Annotated in this window: 23 protein-coding genes; 20 read left to right on the top strand and 3 right to left on the bottom strand. The window is 64.2% G+C overall.

The window, feature by feature from the left end; genetic code table 11:
• Positions 1-9 precede the first annotated feature (9 nt).
• Entirely contained in the window at positions 10-810 is an 801-nt protein-coding gene (locus DPM33_RS08325) for a SapC family protein (protein ID WP_112096937.1), read from the top strand.
• Between the two features lie 67 nt (positions 811-877).
• Positions 878-1,537 (top strand): DUF2161 family putative PD-(D/E)XK-type phosphodiesterase, encoded by a 660-nt coding sequence (locus DPM33_RS08320; protein WP_112096936.1) that lies wholly within the window; start codon positions 878-880, stop codon positions 1,535-1,537.
• A gap of 43 nt (positions 1,538-1,580) precedes the next feature.
• Here DPM33_RS08320 and dgoD read toward each other — a convergent pair whose 3' ends face one another.
• On the bottom strand, positions 1,581-2,729 hold the full coding sequence (gene dgoD, locus DPM33_RS08315) for a galactonate dehydratase (RefSeq protein WP_112096935.1): 1,149 nt from the start codon (positions 2,727-2,729) through the stop codon (positions 1,581-1,583).
• Between the two features lie 14 nt (positions 2,730-2,743).
• A complete protein-coding gene (locus DPM33_RS08310; RefSeq protein WP_112097274.1) occupies positions 2,744-3,433 on the bottom strand; it encodes a FadR/GntR family transcriptional regulator in 690 nt (229 codons plus the stop codon).
• 270 nt (positions 3,434-3,703) lie between these two features.
• On the opposite strand from DPM33_RS08310, the gene DPM33_RS08305 reads away from it, so the two are divergent.
• From DPM33_RS08305 to DPM33_RS08265, 9 genes are all read left to right on the top strand, one after another.
• Entirely contained in the window at positions 3,704-4,696 is a 993-nt protein-coding gene (locus tag DPM33_RS08305) for an arabinose ABC transporter substrate-binding protein (protein WP_112096934.1), read from the top strand.
• A 70-nt stretch (positions 4,697-4,766) separates the two neighbouring features.
• Positions 4,767-6,278 (top strand): L-arabinose ABC transporter ATP-binding protein AraG, encoded by a 1,512-nt coding sequence (gene araG, locus DPM33_RS08300; protein ID WP_112096933.1) that lies wholly within the window; start codon positions 4,767-4,769, stop codon positions 6,276-6,278.
• An 8-nt stretch (positions 6,279-6,286) separates the two neighbouring features.
• Positions 6,287-7,237 (top strand): L-arabinose ABC transporter permease AraH, encoded by a 951-nt coding sequence (araH, locus tag DPM33_RS08295; protein WP_112096932.1) that lies wholly within the window; start codon positions 6,287-6,289, stop codon positions 7,235-7,237.
• Positions 7,234-7,998 (top strand): SDR family oxidoreductase, encoded by a 765-nt coding sequence (locus tag DPM33_RS08290; protein ID WP_112097273.1) that lies wholly within the window; start codon positions 7,234-7,236, stop codon positions 7,996-7,998. Before araH ends, DPM33_RS08290 begins: the two co-directional genes overlap by 4 nt.
• Before the next feature lie 25 nt (positions 7,999-8,023).
• Positions 8,024-9,331, top strand: a complete 1,308-nt coding sequence (locus DPM33_RS08285; RefSeq protein WP_112096931.1) for an ABC transporter substrate-binding protein — start codon at positions 8,024-8,026, stop codon at positions 9,329-9,331.
• Positions 9,331-10,260, top strand: coding sequence for a carbohydrate ABC transporter permease (locus DPM33_RS08280; protein WP_112096930.1), 930 nt, complete (start codon positions 9,331-9,333; stop codon positions 10,258-10,260). The genes DPM33_RS08285 and DPM33_RS08280 overlap by 1 nt, the downstream gene beginning before the upstream one ends.
• Entirely contained in the window at positions 10,260-11,114 is an 855-nt protein-coding gene (locus DPM33_RS08275) for a carbohydrate ABC transporter permease (RefSeq protein ID WP_112096929.1), read from the top strand. The genes DPM33_RS08280 and DPM33_RS08275 overlap by 1 nt, the downstream gene beginning before the upstream one ends.
• Before the next feature lie 2 nt (positions 11,115-11,116).
• The gene (locus DPM33_RS08270) at positions 11,117-12,016 is read left to right on the top strand and encodes an aldose 1-epimerase (protein WP_112096928.1); all 900 of its coding nucleotides are present in this window, start codon (positions 11,117-11,119) and stop codon (positions 12,014-12,016) included.
• On the top strand, positions 12,013-12,885 hold the full coding sequence (locus DPM33_RS08265) for an SMP-30/gluconolactonase/LRE family protein (RefSeq protein WP_112096927.1): 873 nt from the start codon (positions 12,013-12,015) through the stop codon (positions 12,883-12,885). Before DPM33_RS08270 ends, DPM33_RS08265 begins: the two co-directional genes overlap by 4 nt.
• A gap of 43 nt (positions 12,886-12,928) precedes the next feature.
• Here the strand turns inward: DPM33_RS08265 and DPM33_RS08260 are convergent, their stop codons facing one another.
• Entirely contained in the window at positions 12,929-13,876 is a 948-nt protein-coding gene (locus tag DPM33_RS08260) for a GlxA family transcriptional regulator (RefSeq protein ID WP_112096926.1), read from the bottom strand.
• Between the two features lie 115 nt (positions 13,877-13,991).
• On the opposite strand from DPM33_RS08260, the gene DPM33_RS08255 reads away from it, so the two are divergent.
• From DPM33_RS08255 to DPM33_RS08215, 9 genes are all read left to right on the top strand, one after another.
• Positions 13,992-14,699, top strand: a complete 708-nt coding sequence (locus DPM33_RS08255; protein WP_112096925.1) for a DJ-1/PfpI family protein — start codon at positions 13,992-13,994, stop codon at positions 14,697-14,699.
• Positions 14,700-14,820: 121 nt separating this feature from the next.
• Positions 14,821-15,552, top strand: coding sequence for a FadR/GntR family transcriptional regulator (locus tag DPM33_RS08250; protein ID WP_112096924.1), 732 nt, complete (start codon positions 14,821-14,823; stop codon positions 15,550-15,552).
• Positions 15,549-16,751 (top strand): PLP-dependent transferase, encoded by a 1,203-nt coding sequence (locus tag DPM33_RS08245; RefSeq protein WP_112096923.1) that lies wholly within the window; start codon positions 15,549-15,551, stop codon positions 16,749-16,751. Before DPM33_RS08250 ends, DPM33_RS08245 begins: the two co-directional genes overlap by 4 nt.
• Before the next feature lie 26 nt (positions 16,752-16,777).
• Entirely contained in the window at positions 16,778-18,055 is a 1,278-nt protein-coding gene (locus DPM33_RS08240; protein WP_112096922.1) for an ABC transporter substrate-binding protein, read from the top strand.
• Positions 18,056-18,332: 277 nt separating this feature from the next.
• The gene (locus DPM33_RS08235; RefSeq protein ID WP_112096921.1) at positions 18,333-19,256 is read left to right on the top strand and encodes a carbohydrate ABC transporter permease; all 924 of its coding nucleotides are present in this window, start codon (positions 18,333-18,335) and stop codon (positions 19,254-19,256) included.
• On the top strand, positions 19,256-20,104 hold the full coding sequence (locus DPM33_RS08230) for a carbohydrate ABC transporter permease (RefSeq protein ID WP_112096920.1): 849 nt from the start codon (positions 19,256-19,258) through the stop codon (positions 20,102-20,104). Before DPM33_RS08235 ends, DPM33_RS08230 begins: the two co-directional genes overlap by 1 nt.
• A 3-nt stretch (positions 20,105-20,107) precedes the next feature.
• Positions 20,108-21,175 (top strand): ABC transporter ATP-binding protein, encoded by a 1,068-nt coding sequence (locus tag DPM33_RS08225; RefSeq protein WP_112096919.1) that lies wholly within the window; start codon positions 20,108-20,110, stop codon positions 21,173-21,175.
• A gap of 68 nt (positions 21,176-21,243) precedes the next feature.
• Entirely contained in the window at positions 21,244-21,729 is a 486-nt protein-coding gene (locus DPM33_RS08220) for a hypothetical protein (RefSeq protein ID WP_112096918.1), read from the top strand.
• Between the two features lie 117 nt (positions 21,730-21,846).
• A complete protein-coding gene (locus DPM33_RS08215; protein ID WP_112096917.1) occupies positions 21,847-23,286 on the top strand; it encodes an aldehyde dehydrogenase family protein in 1,440 nt (479 codons plus the stop codon).
• The last annotated feature ends 50 nt before the right edge of the window (positions 23,287-23,336 follow it).

Genomic DNA, 23,336 nt, shown 5'->3' with positions numbered 1-23,336 from the left:
ATGCGAAACATGGCTGAAGCCAGGAACGACATGGCGTCGGCGGCAAGCGCCGCCAGCAATGGGCTGCCGTTGTTCTACTTGAAGCCCGAGGCGCTCAACCCGATACGCCATGGCTCGCTCGGTCTGATCGCGCGGGCCGATTTCGGCTTCGCCCGGTCGGCGCATGCGATTCCCATAGCGGCGTCGGAAATGCCGGGCGCGATGCGCTCCTATCCGATCGTCTTCATCGGCCCGGCCAAGGCGCCGGTGATCATCACCGGCGTGCGCCAGAACGAGAACCTGTTCGTCGACGCCGACGGCCGCTGGACCGAGCCGCACTATATTCCGGCCTATGTGCGGCGCTATCCCTTCATCCTTGCCGATGAGTCGGCGGCGTCCGGCCGGTTGACGCTCTGCGTCGACCGCGCCAGCGAACGCGTCGTCGACCAGCTCGTGGCGCCGTTCCGCGACGATGGCGGCAAGCTGGCGCCGTTCTTCAACGGCACCGAGCCGACCGAAGCGACCAAGCAGGCGCTCGCCTTCTGCAGCCAGTTCCAGAACGATTTCAACGCCACCCGCGCCATCGTCGAGAAAATCGACGCGCACGGCCTGTTCGCGCCGCGCCAGAGCAAGGTGACGCTGGAAGGCGGCGAGGTGTTGAACCTCACCGATTTCCAGGTGATCGACGAGCAGGCGCTCAACAAGCTCGGCGACGAAGCCTTCCTCGATCTCAGGAAATCCGGAGCGCTCGCGTTGATCTACTGCCATCTGGCTTCCAGCAACAGCTGGTCGTCGCTGGTCTATCAGGCATCGCTGCGCAAGCGGATATAGCTCCAGACAACTACCACCCTGATTGTTGGGATGGGCTGGCCAACCACGAATCGGCTATGCCTTGGCCATGCAGGAAACGTCCCTCTACGAGCCGGTGAAGCGGTTCCTCGAGAGCATGGATTTCGCCGTCAAGGGCGAGATCGGCGGCTGCGACGTGGTCGGCGTGCGCGCCGGCGAGCCGCCGGTGGTCGTCATCTGCGAACTGAAGCTCCAGTTCAATCTCGAGCTGGTTCTCCAGGCCGTCGACCGCGCCGCGGCCTGCGACGAAGTCTGGCTGGCCGCCTATATGTCGGCGCGCGGCAAGGGCCGCGAGCACGACCGCCGTTTTCGCGCGCTGTGCCGCCGCCTCGGCTTTGGCCTGTTGGGTGTCGGCAAGAAGGGTGAGGTGGAGCTGCTGCTCAGTCCCGTCGCCTTGCCGCCGCGCCGCGACCCGCGGCGGCGCTCGCGCCTGGTCGAGGAGCATCATCGCCGCAAGGGCGATCCGTCCATCGGCGGCAGCACGCGCAGGAAGCCGATCATGACCGCCTATCGGCAGGAGGCGCTGGCCTGCGCCGCCGCCATGGCCGACGGCCCGAAGCGGCCGCGTGACCTCAAAGCCCTTTCACCGCGCGCGGCGAGCATCCTGCAAAATAGTTACTATGGCTGGTTCGCTCGTGCCGAGCGCGGCATCTACGCGCTGACCGAAGTCGGTCTCGCCGCGATCACGCCTGCGGCGGTAGCCCTATAAACCATCGCTTGGCGAAAAATTCGGCTTACCACTCGGCGTCCACTTACCACTCGGCGAACGAGCCGTCCTTGTGGCGCCAGATCGGATTGCGCCAGCGGTGCCCTTCCTTGGCGCGCTCCTTCACATAATCCTCGTCGATCTCGACGCCCAGGCCCGGACCGTCGGGAATGGCGACATAGCCATCCTGGTAGCGGAACACGTCCTTGTTGGCGGCGTAGTCGAGCAAGTCGTTGCCGGCATTGTAGTGGATGCCCAGGCTCTGCTCCTGGATGAAGCAGTTGTAGCTCACGGCATCGAGCTGCAGGCACGCGGCAAGCGCGATCGGGCCGAGCGGGCAGTGCGGCGCCACCGCCACGTCATAGGCTTCCGCCATCGCGGCGATCTTGCGGCATTCGGTGATGCCGCCGGCATGCGACAGGTCGGGTTGAATGATGTCGACGACCGCCTCCTCGAACACCGACTTGAAGTCCCAGCGGCTGTAGAGCCGTTCGCCGAGCGCGATCGGCGTCGAGCCGAGCGCCGCGATCTCCTTCAGCGCCTCGCGGTTTTCGCTCAGCACCGGCTCCTCGATGAACATCAGCCGGTAGGGCTCCAGTTCCTTGACCAGGATGCGCGCCATCGGCCGGTGCACGCGGCCATGGAAATCGACGGCAATGCCGATATTGGGACCGACCGCCTCGCGCACCATGGCGACCCGCTCGACCGCGGCATCGATCCTGTCGTGGCTGTCGACGATCTGCAGCTCCCCGGTGCCGTTCATCTTGAGCGCCTGGAAGCCGCGCGCCACCACTTCCCTGGCGCCCGCCGCCACTTCCGCCGGCCGGTCGCCGCCGATCCAGGAATAGACCTTGATCGTCTCGCGCAGCCTGCCGCCGAGCAGTTCATGCACCGGCACGCCGAGCGCCTTGCCCTTGATGTCCCACAGCGCCTGGTCGATGCCGGCGATAGCGCTCATCAGGATCGGCCCGCCGCGGTAGAAGCCGCCGCGATGCATCACCGTCCAATGATCCTCGATCAGGCGCGGATCCTTGCCGATCAGGTAGTCGGCCAGTTCCTTGACCGCCGCTTCGACCGTCAGCGCCTTGCCTTCGATCACCGGCTCGCCCCAGCCGCTGATGCCGGCATCGGTCTCGATCTTGAGGAAGAGCCAGCGCGGCGGAACGATGTAGGTGGTCAAGGCGGTGATTTTCATGCGGGCGTTCAGTCTCAGTTGTTTTTCAGTTTCTTGGCGCTGGTCAGGTCGCGCGCGGCCAGATCGAGGATCTTGCTGGCGGCATTGCGCGCGGCGGTCGCGTCGCGCATGCGCAACGCCTCGACCACCTCGCCATGCGCGGCCGCGGCTTCCCTGCGCCTGACCGGGGAAATCGTCGCCGTGGCTTCCAGCGAAAACAAAAGCGCCGTGTCGATCAGCTTGCCGATCTGGCGGAAGATCGGGTTGTGGCTCGCGCCATAGACGATCTGGTGGAAGACGATGTCGGAACGCGAGAACTGCGTCAGGTCCTCGCCGGCGCCGGCCATGCCTTGCCAGGCCACCTCGAGGTCGGCGATCTCCTGCAGCGTCGCCCGCGTCGCCGCGAGTTCCGCCACCAGCGGCTCGATGGCGCGGCGGGTTTCGAGGATCGCGTCGAACAGCTTGTCGTCCAGCGCGTGCGGCGCGTGCCAGGCCAGCACCTGCGGGTCGATGATGTTCCAGTTGTCCTGGTCGCACACCACCGTGCCGACGCGTGGCCGGGACAGCACCAGCCCCTTGGCCGCCAGCACCTTCAGCGCTTCGCGGATGACGGTGCGGCTGACGCCATATTCGATGCCGAGATCGTTCTCGGTCGGCAGCGACGATCCCGCCGGATAGCGGCCGGAAAAAATATCGGAGGCGATCGCCTTGGTCACATCCGGCATGACGCGCGGACGGCGCGTGGTCTCGCGCGCTTCCTTGTCCTCGTCAGCCTTCTTCGGTGTTTCGTTCACCTCAGCCCCTCCTCCAAGGCAGCGAACCCTTCGGTTTGCGCGCACTTGGTCCGGCCTTAGCGGATGCGAGTGATTTGCGCCAGCGACTACTGATCACACCATCTATATCATTTATCATACCAGATCAATTGACGAGTATGATAAAACTGATTACACCTTGCGAACCCGAGCCTGCACTCGGCCGTTCACTGGGAGGTAATCATGCGACTTTTGAAAACCGCGCTCGTCGCGGGTGCTCTCGCCGTTTTGTCCGCCACGACCATCGCGTCCGCCTATGCGCAGGACACCAAGATAGGCTTCATCGTCAAACAGCCGGAAGAGCCGTGGTTCCAGGACGAATGGAAGTTCGCCGACCAGGCCGCCAAGGAAAAGGGTTTTTCGCTCGTCAAGATCGGCGCCGAGGACGGTGAGAAGCTGATGTCGGCGATCGACAATCTTGGCGCTCAAGGCGCTCAAGGGTTCGTCGTCTGCACGCCGGACGTGAAGCTCGGCCCGGGCATCGTCGCCAAGGCCGCCGCGAACAATCTCAAGCTGATGACGGTGGACGACCGCCTCGTCGGCGCCGACGGCAAGCCGCTGGAAGACGTGCCGCATATGGGCATCTCCGCCACCAAGATCGGCGAGGCCGTCGGTCAAGCCATCCTCGACGAGATGAAGGCGCGCGGCTGGAAGATGGATGAGGTTGGCGCGATCCGCGTTTCCTACGACCAGCTGCCGACCGCCGTAGACCGTGTCGAAGGCGCGATCTCGGTGCTGAAGGCCGCCGGCTTCAAGGCTGGAGACATCTTCGACGCTCCCCAGGCCAAGACCGACACCGAAGCCGCACTCAACGCCGCCACCGTAGTGCTCAACGCCCATGCTGACATCAAGAAGTGGATCGCCTTCGGCCTCAATGACGAGGCGGTGCTGGGCGCCGTGCGCGCTTCCGAAAGCGTCGGCATTCCGGCCGACGGCATGATCGGCGTCGGCATCGGCGGCGCGGAATCGGCGATCAACGAGTTCAAGAAGCCGGCCGCGACCGGCTTCGTCGGCACGGTCATCATCTCGCCCAAGCGTCACGGCTACGAGACGGCGCTCAACATGTATGACTGGATCGCCAACAACAAGGAGCCGGCCAAGCTGACGCTGACCGCCGGGGCGCTGGCCAAGCGCGACGACTACCAGAAGGTGCGCAAGGACCTCGGCATCGAATAGTCCTCCCTGTACAAACGGGCGGCGGCGCGGACCGCCGCCCGTTTGGCATGCTCAAGAAGGATCGAGGCCGGTGTCCTTTCTCGAATTCTCCAACATCACCAAGACCTATCCGGGCGTCAAAGCCCTGTCGGATGTGTCGTTCCGCGTCGAAAAGGGCGCCGTGCACGGGCTGATGGGCGAGAATGGCGCCGGCAAATCCACCCTCATCAAGATCCTCTCCGGCGACCAGCATGCCGATGCCGGCGAAATAAGCATCGACGGCAAGGTCCAGGCCTATGCCTCGACCAGGAACGCTTTCGACAACGGCGTCATCGTCATCCATCAGGAATTGCAGTTGGTGCCCGAGCTGACCGTCGCCGAGAATCTCAGCCTTGGCCGTTTTCCGGCGAGCGGAGGCGTCATCGCCCGCCGCCGCATGCTCGACGATGTCGGCGCCAAGCTGAAATCGGCCGGCATCGACATCGACATGCGCCGCAAGGTCAAGACGCTGTCGATCGGCGAACGCCAGATGGTCGAGATCGCCAAGGCGGTGATGCTCGACGCCCGCGTCATCGCGCTCGACGAGCCGACCTCGTCGCTGTCCTCGCGCGAAAGCGAGATCCTGTTCGCGCTGATCGACCGGCTGCGCGGCGAAGGCAAGGTGATCATCTATGTATCGCACCGCCTCGACGAGGTGTTCCGGCTCTGCGACAGCCTGACGGTGCTGCGCGACGGCAAGCTCGCCGCGCATCACACATCGCTGAAAGATGTGACGCGCGACCAGGTCGTCGCCGAAATGGTCGGCCGCGAGATTTCCGACATCTGGGGTTTTCGCCCAAGAAAAACTGGCGAGGTACGGCTCAAGGTCGATGGGCTGAGCGGCGCGAGGCTGCGGACGCCGGCGAGCTTCGAAGCTCGCGCCGGCGAGATCGTCGGCTTCTTCGGCCTGATCGGCGCCGGCCGCTCGGAGCTGATGCGGCTGGTCTTCGGCGCCGACCCGCGTTCGGGCGGCACGATCGCCGTCGACGGCAAGACAATTGCCGCCGCCAGCCCGCATGAGGCGATCCGGGCCGGCATCGTGCTCTGCTCGGAGGACCGCAAGCATGACGGCATCATCCAGGGCCGCTCGATCGAGGAGAATATCAACATCTCGTCCAGGCGCCATCACACCCGCTTCGGCGTTCTGAACCGCGCCAGCGAGATCGCGACCGCCGAGACCTTCATCAAGAAGCTCAAGGTGCGCACGCCGTCGCGCAGGCAGGACATCGTCAACCTGTCCGGCGGCAACCAGCAAAAGGTCATCCTCGGCCGCTGGCTGTCGGAGCAGGGCATACGCGTGCTGATCGTCGACGAACCGACGCGCGGCATCGATGTCGGCGCCAAGTCGGAGATCTACGAGCTGCTCTATCAGCTTGCCGAGGGCGGCATGGCGATCGTCGTCGTTTCCTCCGAGCTGCCGGAAGTGATGGGCATCTGCGACCGCATCCTGGTCATGTGCGGCGGGCGCATCAGCGCCGAGCTCACGCGCGGCCAGTTCGCTGAAAAGGCGATCCTGGCTGCGGCGCTTCCCGACAAGAAAACCCCCGACGCGATCGCCTCCTGAGGATTTGCATGACCGATCAGCTGAAAAAACTCCTGCTCGGCGAACAAGGCCTCGTCGTCATCTTCATCGTCGCCTTCGCGCTGGTGTCGCTGCTCGTGCCGAACTTCCTGACCGACCGCAACATGCTCGGCCTGCTGCAGTCGGTGGTCACCGTCGGCATCGTCGCCTGCACCATGATGTTCTGTCTTGCGGCGCGCGACTTCGACCTGTCGGTCGGCTCGATCGTCGCCTTTGCCGGCATGGTCGCGGTGATGGCGTCCAACTACACCGCCTCGATCCCGCTCGGCCTGATCGCGGCCATCGCCTGTGGCGCTGTCGTCGGCTGGGTCAACGGCGTCGTCATTGCCAAGTTCCGCATCAACGCCCTGATCACCACCTTGGCCACGATGCAGATCGTGCGCGGTTTTGCGCTGATCTCGTCGGACGGCCGCGCCGTCGGCATCAACAGCCCGGATTTCTACCAGCTGGCTTTGTCGAAACTGCTCGGCATCCCGACGCCGGTCTGGGTGCTGGCGGTGCTCTTCGCCATTTTCGGCTTCGTGCTCAACAGCACCGTCTTCGGCAAGAACACGCTGGCCATCGGCGGCAATCCGGAAGCCTCGCGCCTCGCCGGCGTCAATGTCGACAGGACGCGCATCTGGATTTTCACGCTGCAGGGCGTGGTGTGCGGCATCGCCGGCATCCTGCTTGCCTCACGCATCACCTCCGGCCAGCCCAACGCCGCGGTCGGGCTAGAACTCTCGGTGATCTCGGCCTGCGTACTCGGCGGCGTCTCGCTTGCCGGCGGTCGCGCGACGATGTCGGGCGTCATCGTCGGCGTGCTCATCATGGGCATCGCCGAGAATGCGATGAACCTGCTCAACATCCCGGCCTTCTACCAATACATCGTGCGCGGCGTGATCCTGCTTCTGGCGGTCCTGCTCGACAATCTGCGCTCCTCGGCTCTAGGGCGGCGCTGATGGCACGGCTCCAGGGAAAACGCATCTTCCTCACCGGCGCCGCGCAAGGCATCGGCTACGCCATTGCCGAGGCCTGCCTGCGCGAGAAGGCCGAGCTGTTCCTGGTCGACCGCGACGCTGGCCTGCTCGCCGAAAGCGCCGCGCGCTTGGGCAACGTCGCGCATGCGGCGGCCGACATCGCCGACGCTAAGGCCATCGACGCCGCGATGACGGCGGCCGCGAAAGCCATCGGACCGGTCAACGCCGTCATCAACAATGCCGGCATGAATGTCTTTTCGACGCCGCTCGACGCCTCCGAGGACGACTGGACGCGCAATCTCGAGGTCAACGTGAAAGGCGCCTGGCACTGCGCCAGGGCCGCACTCCCTGGCATGATCGGGCAAGGTGGCGGGGTGATCCTCAACATCGCCTCGACGCACGCTTTCACCATCATCCCGCACACCTTTCCCTATCCCGTCGCCAAGCACGCGCTGCTCGGCCTGACCAGGTCGCTGGCGATCGAATATGCCGGCAACAATATCCGCGTGAATGCGCTCGCGCCTGGCTACGTCGCCACGCAGAAGGTCATCGATTACTGGAACAGTTTCGAAGACCCGGAGGCTGCACGCGCCAAGACGTTGGCGCTGCACCCGGGCGGGCGGATCGCCACGCCGGAAGAGATCGCCATGGCCGCGGTATTTCTCGTCTCCGACGAATGCCCCTTCATCAACGCCGCCTGCCTCGTCGCGGATGGCGGTCTGAGCGTGCTTCACCACCCCTGAAACAAGCCATGAATCGGAGGAAACAATGGCAAATGATGTCTTCGCAAAATCCCTGCTGACACGTCGCCAGGCGCTCGCGCTTGGCGCGGGCGCCGCGCTGGCCGGTTCGTTGCCGCGCATCGCGTTCGCACAGGACCAGAAGGTCACGCTCTGGCATGGCTGGACCGGCGCCGACAACACCACGGCGCTGAACGGCGTCATCGACACCTTCAACAAGGGCGGCAAGGGCGTCGCGGTCGAGCCGACCGGCTATGACTGGGATACGCTGTTTTCCAAATGGGTGGTCTCCTCGGCCGGCGGCCGCGCGCCGGACCTGGTGCTCTTCCACATTACCGAGCTGCCGGAATTCGCGACGCGAAAAGTCATCCGTCCGATTGACGATGTCGTCGCTTCGTCCGGCCTCGACCTGTCGCAGGTTCCGGACGCCGGCCGAACCGGCGTGACCTTCGACGGCAAGGTCTATGCCGCGCCGCTCGACGTGCACCCGCTCGGTTTCTACTACAATGTCGACATGGTGCAGGAGGCGGGGCTCGATCCGTCGAAGCCGCCGAAGACCGGCGAGGAATTCCTCGAATGGGCAAAGAAGCTCACCGTCAAGGACGGCAGCGGCAAGGTCACCCGCTATGGCTTCGAATTGCCGAACACCTGGGCGACGGCGCGCTGGATCTGGTTCAGTCTGATGTACCAGTTCGGCGGCACTTTCCTCGACGACAAGGGCCTTGCCGCGGTCGACAGCGACGCCTCGCAAAAGGCGCTCCAATACCTCGTCGACCTGATCAACGTGCATGGCGTGACCAACCCGGAAGTCGGCGGCAACAAGGGCGAGGACGCCTTCGCTTCGAAGCAGGTGGCGATGAAGTTCATCGGCCCCTGGGAGGTCAATCTGCGCATGGCGCAGAAGATGAATTTCATGACCGCGCAGCTTCCCGTTTTCGGCGCAAAGCCGGCGGTGTGGGCGAACTCGCACTGCATGGCGGTTTCGAAGCAGAAAAGCGACGACAAGCTCGCCGCCGACGGCACCTTCATGAAATGGTTCTTCGACAATTTCGCCGCGCCCGCCACCACCGTCGGCATCATCCCGCAGAGCAAGGCGGTGCGCGAAAGCGCCGCCTTCACCGGCACCGAGCAGTACAAATATTTCAAGTCCTTCGTCGACGACCTCCCGAACATCGTCTACGAGCCGCTGATCCCGCAATATCTCTCTGTCTTCTCCTTCGACAAGCCGACGCCGCTGGTCACCAATCTGCAGGCCGCGCTCAGCGGCTCCAAGCCGGTGCCTGACGCGTTGAAGGCAATGAAGGAAGGTCTCGACGCGCAGCTGAAGAAGGGCTGATGACATCGCTGGCAACAGAACCGGCGGGCCGTTCCAGGGCCCGCCGCGCATTCGCGCAGGAGGGTGGCGCGGTGCGCAGCGGCATGACGCTTGCTGCTTATCTCTTCCTGTCGCCCTACCTGGCGCTGTTCATCGCCTTCATGCTGTTGCCGACACTCGCCGCCGTCGGCATCAGCTTCATGCGCTGGGACATCCTCGGCACGCCGGAATTCATCGGCCTCGACAATTACCGGCAGATATTCGCCGATCCGCTGTTCCTGACCGCCATCAAGAACACCTTCTATTTCGTCTTCCTGACGGCGATCCCGATGGTCGTTCTGGGGCTCGCGCTTGCCATGCTGCTCGACCAGAAGCTCAAGGGAACCGCCTTCGTGCGCACGGTGGTGTTCCTGCCCTACGTGGTCATGGTCTCGACGGTCGGCATCCTTTGGGGCTGGCTGTTCGACAAGGGCACCGGCCTCGTCAACTACTACCTCACCGCCATCGGCATCGAGCCGATCGCCTGGCTCAAGGACCCGCATTGGTCGATGCCGGCACTGGCGATCACGACCATCTGGTGGACCGTCAACACCAACATGATCATCTTCCTGGCCGCACTCCAGGACATTCCGGAAGAGCTGCACGATGCTGCCACGCTCGACGGCGCCGGTCCGTGGCAGCGCTTCGTCTATATCACGTTGCCTTTGCTGCGGCCGGCCATGGCGCTGGTCACAGCGCTCACCATCATCAATGGCTGGCGCGTCTTCGGCCAGGCTTATGTGATGACGCAAGGCGGCCCGGAGGCGAGCACCTTCGTCATCGTGCAGTACATCTACCTCACCGCCTTCCAGAATTTCGAGATGGGCCCGGCCGCTGCCGCAGGCGTGGTATTGCTCCTGATCACACTGGTGTTCTCGCTGGCCCAGATGAAGCTGATGAAGGCGATCTGATGCAGGATCAGCGCTCCAACCGTGCCGGAAGATCGCTCGGCGGCCGCTCGCTCGCCTATGTGCTGATGGTGGTGGTCACCGCGCTCTGGGGCGCGCCGATCCTGTGGATGCTGGTTACTTCCATAAAGCCCGAGAGCGAGATCTACGCCTATCCGCCGGCCTGGATCCCGGATCACCCGACGCTCGAAGCCTATGGTGCGCTGTTCCAGCGCTTCCCGATGCTGACCTGGTTCCGCAACTCGGCCGTCGTCGGCATCCTGACTACGGTGCTGACGCTTGCGGTCGACGCGCTGGCCGCCTATCCGCTGGCGCGCATGCAATTTCCTGGACGCCGCGTCATCATGGGCGTGATCTTCGCGACCTTCCTTTTGCCCTACGAGTTGCTCTTCGTGCCGTTGTTCCTCGGCCTGAACAGCTATGGCCTTGTCGACAGCATCTTCAGCCTGACCGTGCCGACCTCGGCCAACGCCTTCGGCGTCTTCCTGCTGACCCAGTTCTTCCAGGCCGTGCCGAGGGAACTGGAGGATGCCGCCGTCATGGACGGCTGCAGCCGTTTCGGCTTCTTCTGGCGCATCCTTTTGCCGCTGACCAAGCCGGGCCTTGCCACGGTGGCGATCTTCACCTTCGTCGCCAGCTGGAACAATTTCTTCTGGCCGCTGATCGCGACCAACTCCGACGAGACGCGCACCCTTCCCGTCGGACTGGCGACGCTGGTCGGCGGCGCCGGCATGTCGATGAAGCAGAGCGTGCTGATGGCCTCCGCCGTCGTTGCCACGCTGCCGACGGCGATCTTCTTCCTGGCGCTGCAGCGCCACTTCGTGCGCGGCATCGCCGCGACGGGCATCAAGGGCTGACGATGGCCGATATCGAGATCGCCAGCGATCGCCTGCGCTGCGTGCTCTCGACGCAAGGCGGCACCATCTGGCGTGTGGACGCCGATCTTGGCGGTGGCTGGCGGCCGCTGCTTCGCCCTCCGCCCGAAGGCCCGGACCGCGACCCGTTGAAGACCGGATGTTTCCCGCTCGTGCCGTTTGGCAATCGGGTCGAAGGCAACCGGTTTCAATTCGAGGGCATCGAGCATCGCCTGGCGCCGAATACGCCTTGGGACAAACACTACCTGCACGGCGACGGCTGGCTGAGCGACTGGGCGTTGGACGGCCACGACGACACCAGCGCGTCGCTGTCATTCGAATTCCAAGGGCAGGCGTACCGCTACCGCGCAACACAACGCTTCGAATGCGAAGACAGAACTCTGAGAGCAACGCTCGGCGTGACCAATCTCGGCGAATGGCCGATGCCGTTCGGGCTTGGCTGGCACCCCTTCTTCCCGCTGACGCCGGAAACCACGCTTGAGGCGCCGGCGACGAGCTACTGGACGGAAAAGGCGGGCTGGCTTCCCGACGCTCGCATCGCCATTGCCGACATTCTGGATTTTAGCCGGTCAAGCAAGCTGCCGCGCCATTGGGTCAACAACGGCTTCGAAGACTGGAACGGCATCGCTTCGATTGTCTGGCCCGAACGGCGCATGCGGCTCGGCATCGAAACCGCTCCGGCGTTGTCACGCTATTTCGTTTTCGTTTCGGACAGAAAATTCGATCCGAACTATCGCGAGGATTTCTTCTGCTTCGAGCCGATGAGCCACGCGGCCAACGGCCATAACCTGCCGGATCTGGGTGGCCTGACGGTTCTGGCGCCGGGGCAGGGGGCCGAGATTTCCATGGCATTGTCACGCAGCGCGATGGAAGAGGCGACATGACCATCGTTACGGAGGTCTTCCGCTCGCGCGACAAGCTTGGCGAAGTTCCGGTCTGGGATGTGGAGGAGCAGGCGCTCTATTGGGTCGATATCGAGAACAAGCGGCTGCGCCGTTTCGACCATGCCACGGGTGCTATTCGCGAATGGCAATTCCCTGAACGCATTGGATCGTTCGCACTGCGCGAAAAGGGCGGTCTGGTTTGCGCCTTCGAAAGCGGGCTGTCGTTCTTTGACCCGGAGACCGGCAAGATCGACTGGATCGCCAGGCCTGAGGCACATATTCCCACCAACCGTTTCAATGACGGCAAATGCGACCGCAAGGGCCGGTTCTGGGCCGGCACGATGGACGACAACCTCAAGGACCACAGCGCCTCGCTCTACCGTCTCGATCCGGATTTGAAAGTCACGCGCCTGGAGGACGGCATCTGCATCTCCAATTCGCTGGTCTGGAGCCTCGACAACCGCATTTTCTATTTCGCCGACACACCGGACGACGCGATCTACGCCTACGACTATGATCACGAGGCCGGGACCATCGCCAATCGCCGGCTCTTCGCCTCGACCGCCGACCAGCCGGGAACGCCGGACGGCTCGACGATCGACGAGCATGGCTATCTGTGGAATGCGCAATGGGACGGCTGGCGGCTGGTGCGCTACGCGCCGGATGGCTCGATCGACCGCATCGTCGAACTGCCGGTGCAGCGCCCGTCTAGCTGCATGTTCGGCGGCCCGGATCTTGCGACGCTCTACGTCACCACCGCCATCTGGGATTCCAGCGGGGCCGACCTTGAGCGCCAGCCGCTGGCCGGCTCGCTGCTTGCGCTCGACGTCGGCGTGCGCGGCGTGCCGGAGCCGCGCTTCGCCGGGTGATACGCATCAAGCCATGGCCGGCGCACGGCGCAGCCGGTCGCGATCAGAAACGCTCGCGGTAGTCGCGCGGGTTGGTGCCGAGGACGCGTAAGAAGCCGCGCCGCATCGTTTCCTCGGAGCCGAAGCCGCAGCGCCGGGCCGTCTGGCTGACCGTCTGCCCCCGCTCCAGCATCCGCCGCGCCGCTTCGATGCGGATCTCCTCGATGGCGCGGGCGGGTGTCCGCCCGGTTGCCTCCTGATAGCGCCGCGAGAAACTGCGCCGGCTCATGTTGGCGTGCTCGGCCAACTGCTCCAGCGTCAGGTCGCCGCTCAGATTGTCCAGGATCCAGCCATGCAGCTGGTCGAAGCGCCCATCGCCTTCCTGCAGCTTGAGGGTCTGGCTGAACTGCGCCTGGCCGCCGGGGCGTTTCAGGAACACGACCAGTTCGCGCGCCACGGCCAGCGCCATGCGCCGGCCAAGGTCGGCCTCGACGAAGGACAGCGCGAGGTCGATGCCCGCCGTCACACCGGCGGAGGTCCAGACATTGCCGTCGCGAATGAAGATCGGGTCGGGTTCGAGCCGAACCGCCGGGAAGCGCTTGGCGAATTCCGCGCAGCGGCCCCAATGGGTAACCGCGCGGCGGCCGTCGAGCAGGCCGGCCTGCGCCAGCAGCATCGCGCCGCTGCAGACGGAAGCCGTTCGCGTGGCGTCGCGCGAGCGGCCGGCGATCCACTCCACCAGCTCGGCATCTTCGCAGGCCGCGTTGACGCCCCATCCGCCGGGCACGATCACTGTGTCGACCTCAAGTCCCTGCGCCGGCAGCGCTGCTGCCTCCAGCACGAGACCGGACGACGTCCTGATGCGCGGCGAGGCGGCGACGACGACGGGCTCATAGCCGGCCGGCTCGCCGGCCTGCGTCCCGAAGTCGTTGGCGCTCGCGAAAACCTGAAGCGGTCCGCTGACATCGAGGAGCTGGATGTCGGGATAGGCGAGGATTTCGATACGGCGCATGGGTTTGGCCTGAAACGAGGGGTAAATGGCAATCGTGCCAAAGCATGATGCCGTAGATTGCCGCAAGTCAACTGCCCCAAGTCAACTTGCGAGCAGTCAACCCACGGAGATTCCCATGTCCCTTCGTTTCGGCATTCTCGTCTTCCCCAACGTCCAGCAGCTCGACCTCACCGGGCCTTATGAGGTCATGGCAACGGTCAAGGGCGCCGAGGTGGAACTGATCTGGAAGGACCGCAATCAGGTGACGTCGTCGACGCGCCTGTCCCTTACGCCGACGGCGACCTTCGAAGACTGCCCGCCTCTCGACGTGCTGTGCATTCCGGGCGGCGGCGGCGTCAACGCGCTGCTGGAGGACAAGGCGGTTCTCGATTTCGTCTGGGAGCGCGCGGCGCAGGCGCGCTACATCACGTCCGTGTGCAGCGGCGCCCTTGTGCTTGGCGCGGCCGGATTGCTGAAGGGAAAGCGCGCCACCACGCACTGGTATGCGCATGATTTCCTTGAAGAGTTCGGTGCGATCCCTGTCGATGCGCGGATCGTCGAGGACGGCAAGCTGATCACCGCCGGCGGCGTCACTTCGGGGATCGATTTCGGCCTGGCGCTCGTCGCAAGGCTGCTCGGCCAGGCGGAAGCGGAAATCGTGCAGCTCTCGCTCGAATATGCGCCGGCGCCTCCCTTCCGCTCCGGCACGCCCGCCGAGGCTTCGCCGGCCGTGCTGGCGGAGGCGAAGGAGCGGCTCGCGGGCTCCAGGCGGGTGCGTGAGGAAATGTTCGCTCGCTGGCGCCAACAGCGCCCGGCGGCCCCGCCAGCACGCATCCGCGCCTGACCGGATCGGACCGAACGGCCCGATATCGCGCCGCTCGACTTCTTTCGTTTCGACTGTTGACTCATCTTTCCGCCTGTGCAGAAATTGGTTGGACCATTGAACCACTTTAGGCGCGGCCGGCGTGACCGATTTCCTGCCCCCCATCCAGACGACGGCCCGCGATGACGCGGTGCTGAAGGCGTTGGCGGGGTTCGTGCGGCAGGAGGCTCTGGGCCCCGGCGAAAAGCTGCCGACCGAGCGCATTCTCGCCGAACGCCTCAAGGTCAGCCGCAACACGGTGCGCGAGGCGCTGACCCGCTGGGAGGGCCTCGGCCTCGTCGAACGACGCCAGGGCTCGGGTACCTATCTCAAGGCGGCCGTCTCGCCAGACATGCTGCACATGCCGCTGACATTAGCCGGCGGCAATGATTTCGCCGGCCTGATGTCCACGCTGGAGATCCGTCGCGCGCTGGAGGCGGAGGCGGCGGCACTTTGCGCCATTCGTGCCGGCAAGGTCGAGCTCGCCGAGATCGAGCGCAAGCTCGACCTCATGGAAGAGGCCTTCCAGACCCGCGCCGGCATGTCCTCGGACGAGGATTGGGAATTCCACCAGGCGATCTTCCGCGCCTCGGGAAATCCGCTGTTCGAACAGATCATCGCCGCCATGTACGAGATGTTTCACCGCTTCTGGGAACATCCGCTCGGCGTGCGCGATTTCGGTCATGCCAGCTTCCCCTACCACCGCACCATCTTCAATTGCATCGCCGCGCGTGACCCCGACGGCGCTAGGCGCGAGGCGCTGAAGCTCATCGCCACCGTCGAGGACGATCTGAAGCGCGGTGCCGCCAACCTCAAACTTTCGGACCGCAGATGAACGAGCAGCCCAACACTTTCGATCCGGCTTCGCTGGCCAGCGACTATCTCGGCGAGGCGGCGACGCTTCTGGCGCATGACGATCCGTTCCCGGGAGGCGCTGTGGTGCCGCCGATTTACCAGACGTCGTTGTTCACCTTCGCCAACTACGCCGACATGGCCGACACCTTTGCCGGCAGAAGAAAGCAGCCGATCTACTCGCGCGGCGACAATCCGACGGTGATGGAGTTCGAGGCGCGCGTGGCGGCGCTCGAAGGCGCCGAGGCTGCACGCGGCTTTTCCAGCGGCATGGCGGCAATCAGCGCCACGGTGCTCGCCTTCGTCGGCGCCGGCGAGCGCATGGTAGCCGTGCGCAACTGCTACGGCGACGCCTACCGGCTGTTCGAGCGGCTGTTCCCGCGCCTCAACATCAAGGTCGACTATGTCGACGGCTCCGATCCCGACGCGGTTGCCGCTGCAATTCCCGGCGCCAAGCTGCTCTACCTCGAAAGCCCGACCTCGATGATGTTCGAGCTGCAGGACCTCGAGCATCTGACGCGGCTGGCGAAAGAGCAGGGCATCGTCACCACCATCGACAATTCCTGGGCCAGTCCCGTCTTCCAGAAGCCGATCACGCATGGCGTCGACCTGGTGCTGCATTCGGCTTCGAAATATCTGAGCGGCCACAGCGACACCGTCGCCGGCGTGGTCGCGGGTTCGGCCGCCCACATCAAGCACATCAACGAGCAGACCTATTCCCAGCTCGGCGGCAAGCTGTCGCCCTTCGAAGGCTGGCTGCTGCTGCGCGGCCTGCGCACGCTGCCGCTGAGACTCCCGCACCACATGAAGAGCGGACTCACCATTGCCGAGCGGCTGAAGGCGCATGGCAAGGTCGAGCGCGTCAACCACCCCGCTTACTCCAACCATCCCGGCAAGAAGACGCTTGCCGGCTATGCCGGGCTGTTCTCCTTCGAGGTCACCGAGGATGTCGACATCCCGGCCTTCGTCGATGCGCTGAAGCTGTTCCGCATAGGTGTCAGCTGGGGCGGCCATGAAAGCCTGGTCGTGCCGGCAAAGGCCTCGCTCGAGCAGACGCCGGGCATCAATTCGATGGCGCGCTTCGGCGTCAGCCCCCGAACCATCCGCTTCAATGTCGGATTGGAAAATGTCGAGGATCTCTGGGCCGACATCGCCCAAGCCTTCGACAAGTCAAAAAAATAAATGGATCGAAAATGGGAGTCCTGAAGATGAAAAGACTGACCTTCATGCTTGCCGCCGTGGCCGGCCTGGCGATTTCCGCCAGCGGCGCGCTGGCCGACACCACCATCAAGCTGGTCGAGGTCATCACGAGCCCGCCGCGCACCGAATTCCTGAAGAAGCAGATCGCCGAGTTCGAGAGCTCCAACCCCGGCATCAAGGTGGAGGTGGTCTCGCTGCCCTGGGGCCAGGCCTTCGAAAAATTCCTCACCATGGTGCAGGCCGGCGACACGCCCGATGTCGTCGAGATGCCGGAACGCTGGATGGGCCTTTACGCCAACAATGCCCAGCTCGAGGATCTCGGCCCGTATATGGCCAAGTGGGACGACGCCAAGACCCTCGGCGATCGCGCCAAGCAGTTCGGCTCGACCGTCAACAACACCCAGTTCATGATCCCCTACGGCTACTATGTGAACGCGCTGTTCTGGAACAAGAAGCTGTTCAAGGAGGCCGGCCTCGACGGCCCGCCCGCGACGCTCGACGAGTTTGTCGCGGATTCCAAGAAGATCTCGGCCATTCCCGGCAAATACGGCTACTGCCTGCGCGGCGGCCCCGGCGCCTTCAACGGCATGCACATGTTCATGAACATCGCCGCCGGCAAGGGTGGTTACTTCAACGACGACGGCACCTCGACCATCAATGACGAGGGCTCGGTGAAAGGCCTGCAGATGCTGGCCGACATGTACAAGAACGGTCTGGCGCCGAAGGATGCCGTGAGCTGGGGCTTCAACGAAACGGTGACGGGCTTCTATTCCGGCACCTGCGCCATGCTCAACCAGGATCCGGACGCGCTGCTCGGCATCGCCGACAAGATGAGCGCCGACGACTTTGCAGTCGCGCCGCTGCCCGTCGGCCCGAGCGGCAAATCCTATCCGACGCTGGGTTATGCCGGCTGGGCGATGTTCGCCAATTCCCAGCACAAGGACGAGGCCTGGAAGCTGATGGCGACGCTGCTTTCGCCCAAGGACAATCTGGAATGGGCCAAGGAAGTCGGTGTCGTGCCGATCCACAACGGCGCCGACCAGGACGCCCACTTCAAGACCGAGCAGTTCAAGGGCTGGTTCACCGAGCTCAGCGACAGCTCCAAATATGAAATGGTGACGCCGCCGACGCATCTGGAAAACCTCGGCAACTTCGTCGACCAGGTGGCGATCAAGAACTTCCAGGAAGTCCTGCTCGGCCAGAAGCCGGCCAAGCAGGTCGCCGACGAATGGGCGGCGTTCCTGACGAAAGAGCAGCAGGCCTGGCTGGCTAAGAACAAGAAGTAAGCGCAGGCTTTTCCTTCTCCCCGTTTCACGGGGAGAAGGTGTCACGCGATGCATGTCGCCCAAAAGTGCGAAGCGGTTTTGGGATAACGACATGTACAGAAATGCCCGGATGAGGGGCAGCGCCAGCATTTCGTAAGCCAGCGCCGCCCCTCATCTGCCTGCCCTCCTCCGCAGCAGCTGCGCTGCAGCTACGGAGGGTGAACCGGCATCTTCTCCCCGTGAATGGGGAGAAGGACGCTGCTGCCACGCCGCCCCCATCTTTCAACGCGAGCACCGTATGACCTACGCAGTGTCCGAAATCCGATCCGCCGCCCGGCCGCAAAAGAGGCGGCTGAGCAAGGCCGCGATCGAGCCATGGCTCTATCTTTCGCCGGCTATCGTGCTTCTGGTCCTGGTGCTGTTGGTGCCGCTGGTCATCGGCATCAGCTATTCCTTTCGCAAATTCTCGGCCTTCAAGTCGCAATATGTCGGCCTTGCCCAATACCAGGCGATGTTCTCCGACCAGGTGCTCGGCCAGGCGCTGGTCAACACGCTGTGGTGGACGGTGGCCAGCCTGTTCTTCCAGTTCTTCCTTGGGCTGGGCCTGGCGCTGCTCCTCGACAAGCCCTTCCACGGCCGCAAGGTCGTGCAGGCCGTAGTGTTTCTGCCCTGGGCCGTGCCATCCTTCCTCTCCGGTCTCACTTGGGCCTGGCTGTTCAACCCGATCATCGGACCGCTGCCGCACTGGCTCTTCGCGCTGGGCTTGAAGGCCGAACCGACCAATGTGCTCTCCGATCCGGCCACCGCCATGTGGGGGCCGATCGTCGCCAACATCTGGTTCGGCATCCCTTTCTTCGCCATCACGCTGCTCGCCGCGCTGAAGTCGATCCCGTCCGAGCTGCATGAGGCCGCGGCCATCGACGGCGCCTCGCCATGGCAGCGCTTCACCAAGGTGACGCTGCCGTTTCTGGCGCCGACCATCGTCATCACCGTCATGCTGCGCACCATCTGGATCGCCACCTTCGCCGACCTGATCTTCGTCATGACCGAAGGTGGGCCTGCGGGCTCCACCAGCACGGTGCCGGTCTACATCTATGTCAGCGCCTTCAAGTCGCTCGACAAGGGTTATGCCTCGGCCGTCGCGGTGCTGCTCCTTGTGCTGCTCATTGCCTATGCCATCGGACTGATCGCCATCCGCCGCACGCTGGTGAGGCACGTCTGATGATCGCCGGTCGCTCCACCTCCTCACGCATTGTCGGCGGCATCGGGCTCTACTCGGCAATCGCCGCCTATATGATCTTCGCGCTGTTCCCGATCTTCTGGACATTGAAGATCTCGGTAACGCCCGAGCGCCTGCTTTATTCCGAAGGCATCACCTTCTGGCCGTCGGAGACGACGCTGAAGAACTTCGACACCGTGCTCGAAGCCTCCGACTTTCCGCGCTATTTCCTGAACAGCGTCATCGTCTCGGTGTCGACGGCGGCCCTGGTGACGGTCCTCGCCACGCTCGCCGGCTACGCCATGTCGCGCTTCACCTTCCGCGGCAAGGCGACGCTGGCGATCCTGTTGCTGCTCACCCAGACCTTTCCGCTCGTCATGGTCATCCCGCCGATCTACCGGATCATGGGCGATCTCGGCCTGACCAATAGCCTGATCGGGCTGATCATAATCTACACGGCCTTCAACACCGCCTTCGCCACTTTCCTGATGCAGTCCTTCTTCGACGGCATCCCGAAGGACCTGGAGGAGGCGGCCATGATCGACGGCTGCACGCGCACGCAAGCGATGCGCAGGGTCATCGTGCCGCTCACTCTGCCCGGCATGGGCGCCACGCTCGGCTTCGTCTTCACCGCCGCCTGGAGCGAATTGCTGTTCGCGCTGATGCTGATCTCCAGCGACGAGCAGAAGACCTTCGCCGTCGGCCTACTCACCTTCATCGGCAAATTCGCCGTCGACTGGGGGCAGATGATGGCCGCCTCCATCCTGGCGCTGATCCCGGTCTGCGTCTTCTTCGCCTTCCTGCAACGCTATCTCGTCACCGGCCTCACCGCCGGCGCGGTCAAAGGATAAAAGATGGCTTCCGTCACGCTGCAAAACGTCGAGAAGGATTACGGCGCGCTGCGCATCCTGCACGGCGTCGATCTCGAAATCGCCGATGGCGAGTTCGTCGTTCTGGTCGGCCCGTCCGGCTGCGGCAAGTCCACGCTCTTACGCATGATTGCCGGCCTCGAAGAGGTCACTGGTGGCCAGATCCATATCGGCGAGCGCCTGGTCAACGACGTCGCGCCCAAGGACCGCGACATCGCCATGGTGTTCCAGTCCTACGCGCTCTACCCGCATATGGATGTCTCCTCCAACATGGGCTTCAGCCTGATGCTGAAGAAGGCCGAGAAGACGACGATCGACGGCAGGGTGGGTGCGGCGGCCAAGCGTCTCGGCCTCGACAACTTCCTCGGCCGTCTGCCGCGCCAGCTTTCCGGCGGCCAGCGCCAGCGCGTCGCCATGGGGCGCGCCATCGTACGCGACCCGAGGGTGTTCCTGTTCGACGAGCCGCTGTCGAACCTTGACGCCAAGCTGCGCGTGCATATGCGCGCCGAGATCAAGGCGCTGCATCAGCAGCTCAAGACGACGTCGGTCTATGTCACGCACGATCAGGTCGAGGCCATGACCATGGCCGACCGCATCGTCGTCATGCATGACGGTTATGTGCAGCAGGTCGGCCATCCGCTCAAGCTCTACGATCGGCCGGCCAACACTTTCGTTGCCGGCTTCATCGGCTCGCCGGGGATGAATTTCTTGCCGGCAAAAGTCGCCAAGGGCGGCAAGGTGGACGCCGTGCTCGCCGATGGTCAGAAGCTGCGGCTGCCGGATGGCCTGCCGCTGAGCGACGGAGATGACCTGACCATCGGACTACGGCCGGAGCACATCAAGTTGGTCGATGACGGGTCGCTGAAAGCCGAGGTCGAGGTGGTCGAGCCGCTTGGTCTCTCGACGCAGTTCTATGTCAGGCTGGCCAACCAGCAGATCTGCGTCTTCGTCATGGGCCGCAGCAACGTGAAGCCGGGTGACGCCATCCGCCTTGCCGCCGATCCGGCGGCGCTGCATCTGTTCGATCCGAAGAGCGGTAACAGGATCGGCTAGACCTCGATGCAGGTCGGACGACCGTAGGCTAAAATCGTTCCTGTTGATTCGTCTCGACAGGAAACGGCATGAGCAAGGCTCTCGGCACATTCGCACTGGTCACGGTTTTGGGCGGCTTGCTGATGGCGCTGTCCTTGGCCGTGGCGAGGCACGGCTATCCCTATGGCGCGTATGGCGTCAAGCGTCTCGACGGCATCGCGGATGCCGGCTCCTTCCTGGCCATCGCCGCCGTCTACTTTTTCGGCGCCATGCTGATTATGATCCTGCCCATCCGCGCCGCCGGCGTCGTGCTGACCCATGCCGCCGACGCGATCTTCTGGGCGACGATCATGCTCTTCGCGACGATTGTCGGCTCGCTGCTTGCCAGATGGGCCTTCGGCCAGCATGAGGTGCTTTGGGCGCTCTTCAACTGGCGTTTCTTGTTCGTCGCGGCGATCGTCGCGGCGCATCTCACCATGAACGAGCTTCGCCGCAACGTCCTGCTCAGAAGCCTGTTCTTCGTCATCTTCGGCGCGGTCACGCTTGCCTGCCTGTTCTGGTCGTTCTCTACCTGACGGCAGCCGGCTCTAGGTTTAAGATCGCGGGTAGACCTCCTGTCGGACAATGACTATATCATTTGTCTGACAATTGACCCGGCCGACGGCTGCCGCGACCAAACTCAAGGAAACAAGATGACCGTGCTGCGTAAGAACCTGATCGATGGCGAGTGGCTTGGCGAGGCCGGCTCGCGCAACATCAATCCGTCGAACACCAACGATGTCGTCGGCGAATACGCTTCGGCCGGGCCGGAGCAGGCCAAGCAGGCCATCGCGGCCGCCAAGGCGGCCTTTCCGGCTTGGTCGCGCTCCGGGCCGCTCGCCCGCCACGCGGTGCTGAAGAAAACTTCCGACGAGATCATGGCGCGCAAGGATGAGATCGGCCGCTCGCTGGCCCGCGAGGAAGGCAAGACGCTGGCCGAGGGCGTCGGCGAGACGATCCGCGCCGCGCAGCTCTTCGATTTTTTCGCCGGCGAGACGCTGCGCCTGTCGGGCGAGATGGTGCCGAGCGTGCGGCCGGGCGTCGGCGTCGAGATGACCCGCGAGGGCGTCGGCGTCGTCGGCATCATCACGCCGTGGAATTTCCCGATCGCCATCCCCGCCTGGAAGATCGCTCCGGCGCTCGCTTACGGCAACACGATCGTCTTCAAGCCGGCCGAGCTGGTGCCCGAAAGCGCCTGGACCATCGTCGATATCCTGCACCGCGCCGGCCTGCCCAAGGGCGTGCTCAACCTCGTCATGGGTAAGGGCTCTGTGGTCGGCCAGGCCATGCTCGACAGCCCGGACGTCAATGCGATCTCCTTCACCGGTTCGGTCGGCACGGGCAAGCGCGTCGCCGCGGCCAGCGTCGAGCATATGCGCAAGTTCCAGCTGGAGATGGGTGGCAAGAATCCGCTCGTCGTGCTCGATGACGCTGATCTTGGCACGGCCGTCGATTGCGCCATCAACGGCGCTTATTTCTCGACCGGACAGCGCTGCACGGCCTCTTCGCGCCTTATCGTCGCCGAGGGCATCCACGACCGCTTCGTCGACGCCATGAAGGAGCGCCTGGACAAGCTCGTCATCGGCGATGCGCTCGATGCCAAGACCCAGATCGGCCCGGTCGTCGACCAGACCCAGCTGAAGCAGGATGAGGACTATATCGCCATCGGCCGCCAGGAAGGCGCCGAGCTCGCTTTCGGCGGCGACCGGCTGGAGCGCGAGACGCCCGGCTTCTATCTGCGGCCGGCGCTGTTCCTTGGCTCGACCAACGCCATGCGCATCTCGCGCGAGGAGATCTTTGGCCCGGTCGCCAACGTCATCCGCGTCAAGGATTACGACGAGGCGCTTAGCGTCGCCAACGATACGCCGTTCGGCCTCACCTCCGGCATCTGCACCACCAGCCTGAAGCATGCGACGCATTTCAAGCGCAACTCCGAAGCCGGCATGGTGATGGTCAACCTGCCGACGGCGGGCGTCGATTTCCACGTGCCGTTCGGCGGCCGCAAGGGCTCGAGCTACGGCCCGCGCGAACAGGGTCGCTACGCGATGGAGTTCTACACCACGGTGAAGACGGCCTATACGTTCGCCGGCTAGAGCGGTTCGCCGTTTCACGGAAACGGCGAACCGCCCTATCTCTTTGTTTT

The organism is Mesorhizobium hawassense (assembly GCF_003289945.1).
GTDB classification, from domain to species: domain Bacteria; phylum Pseudomonadota; class Alphaproteobacteria; order Rhizobiales; family Rhizobiaceae; genus Mesorhizobium; species Mesorhizobium hawassense.
This window is presented reverse-complemented; position numbering and strand designations above follow the sequence as displayed.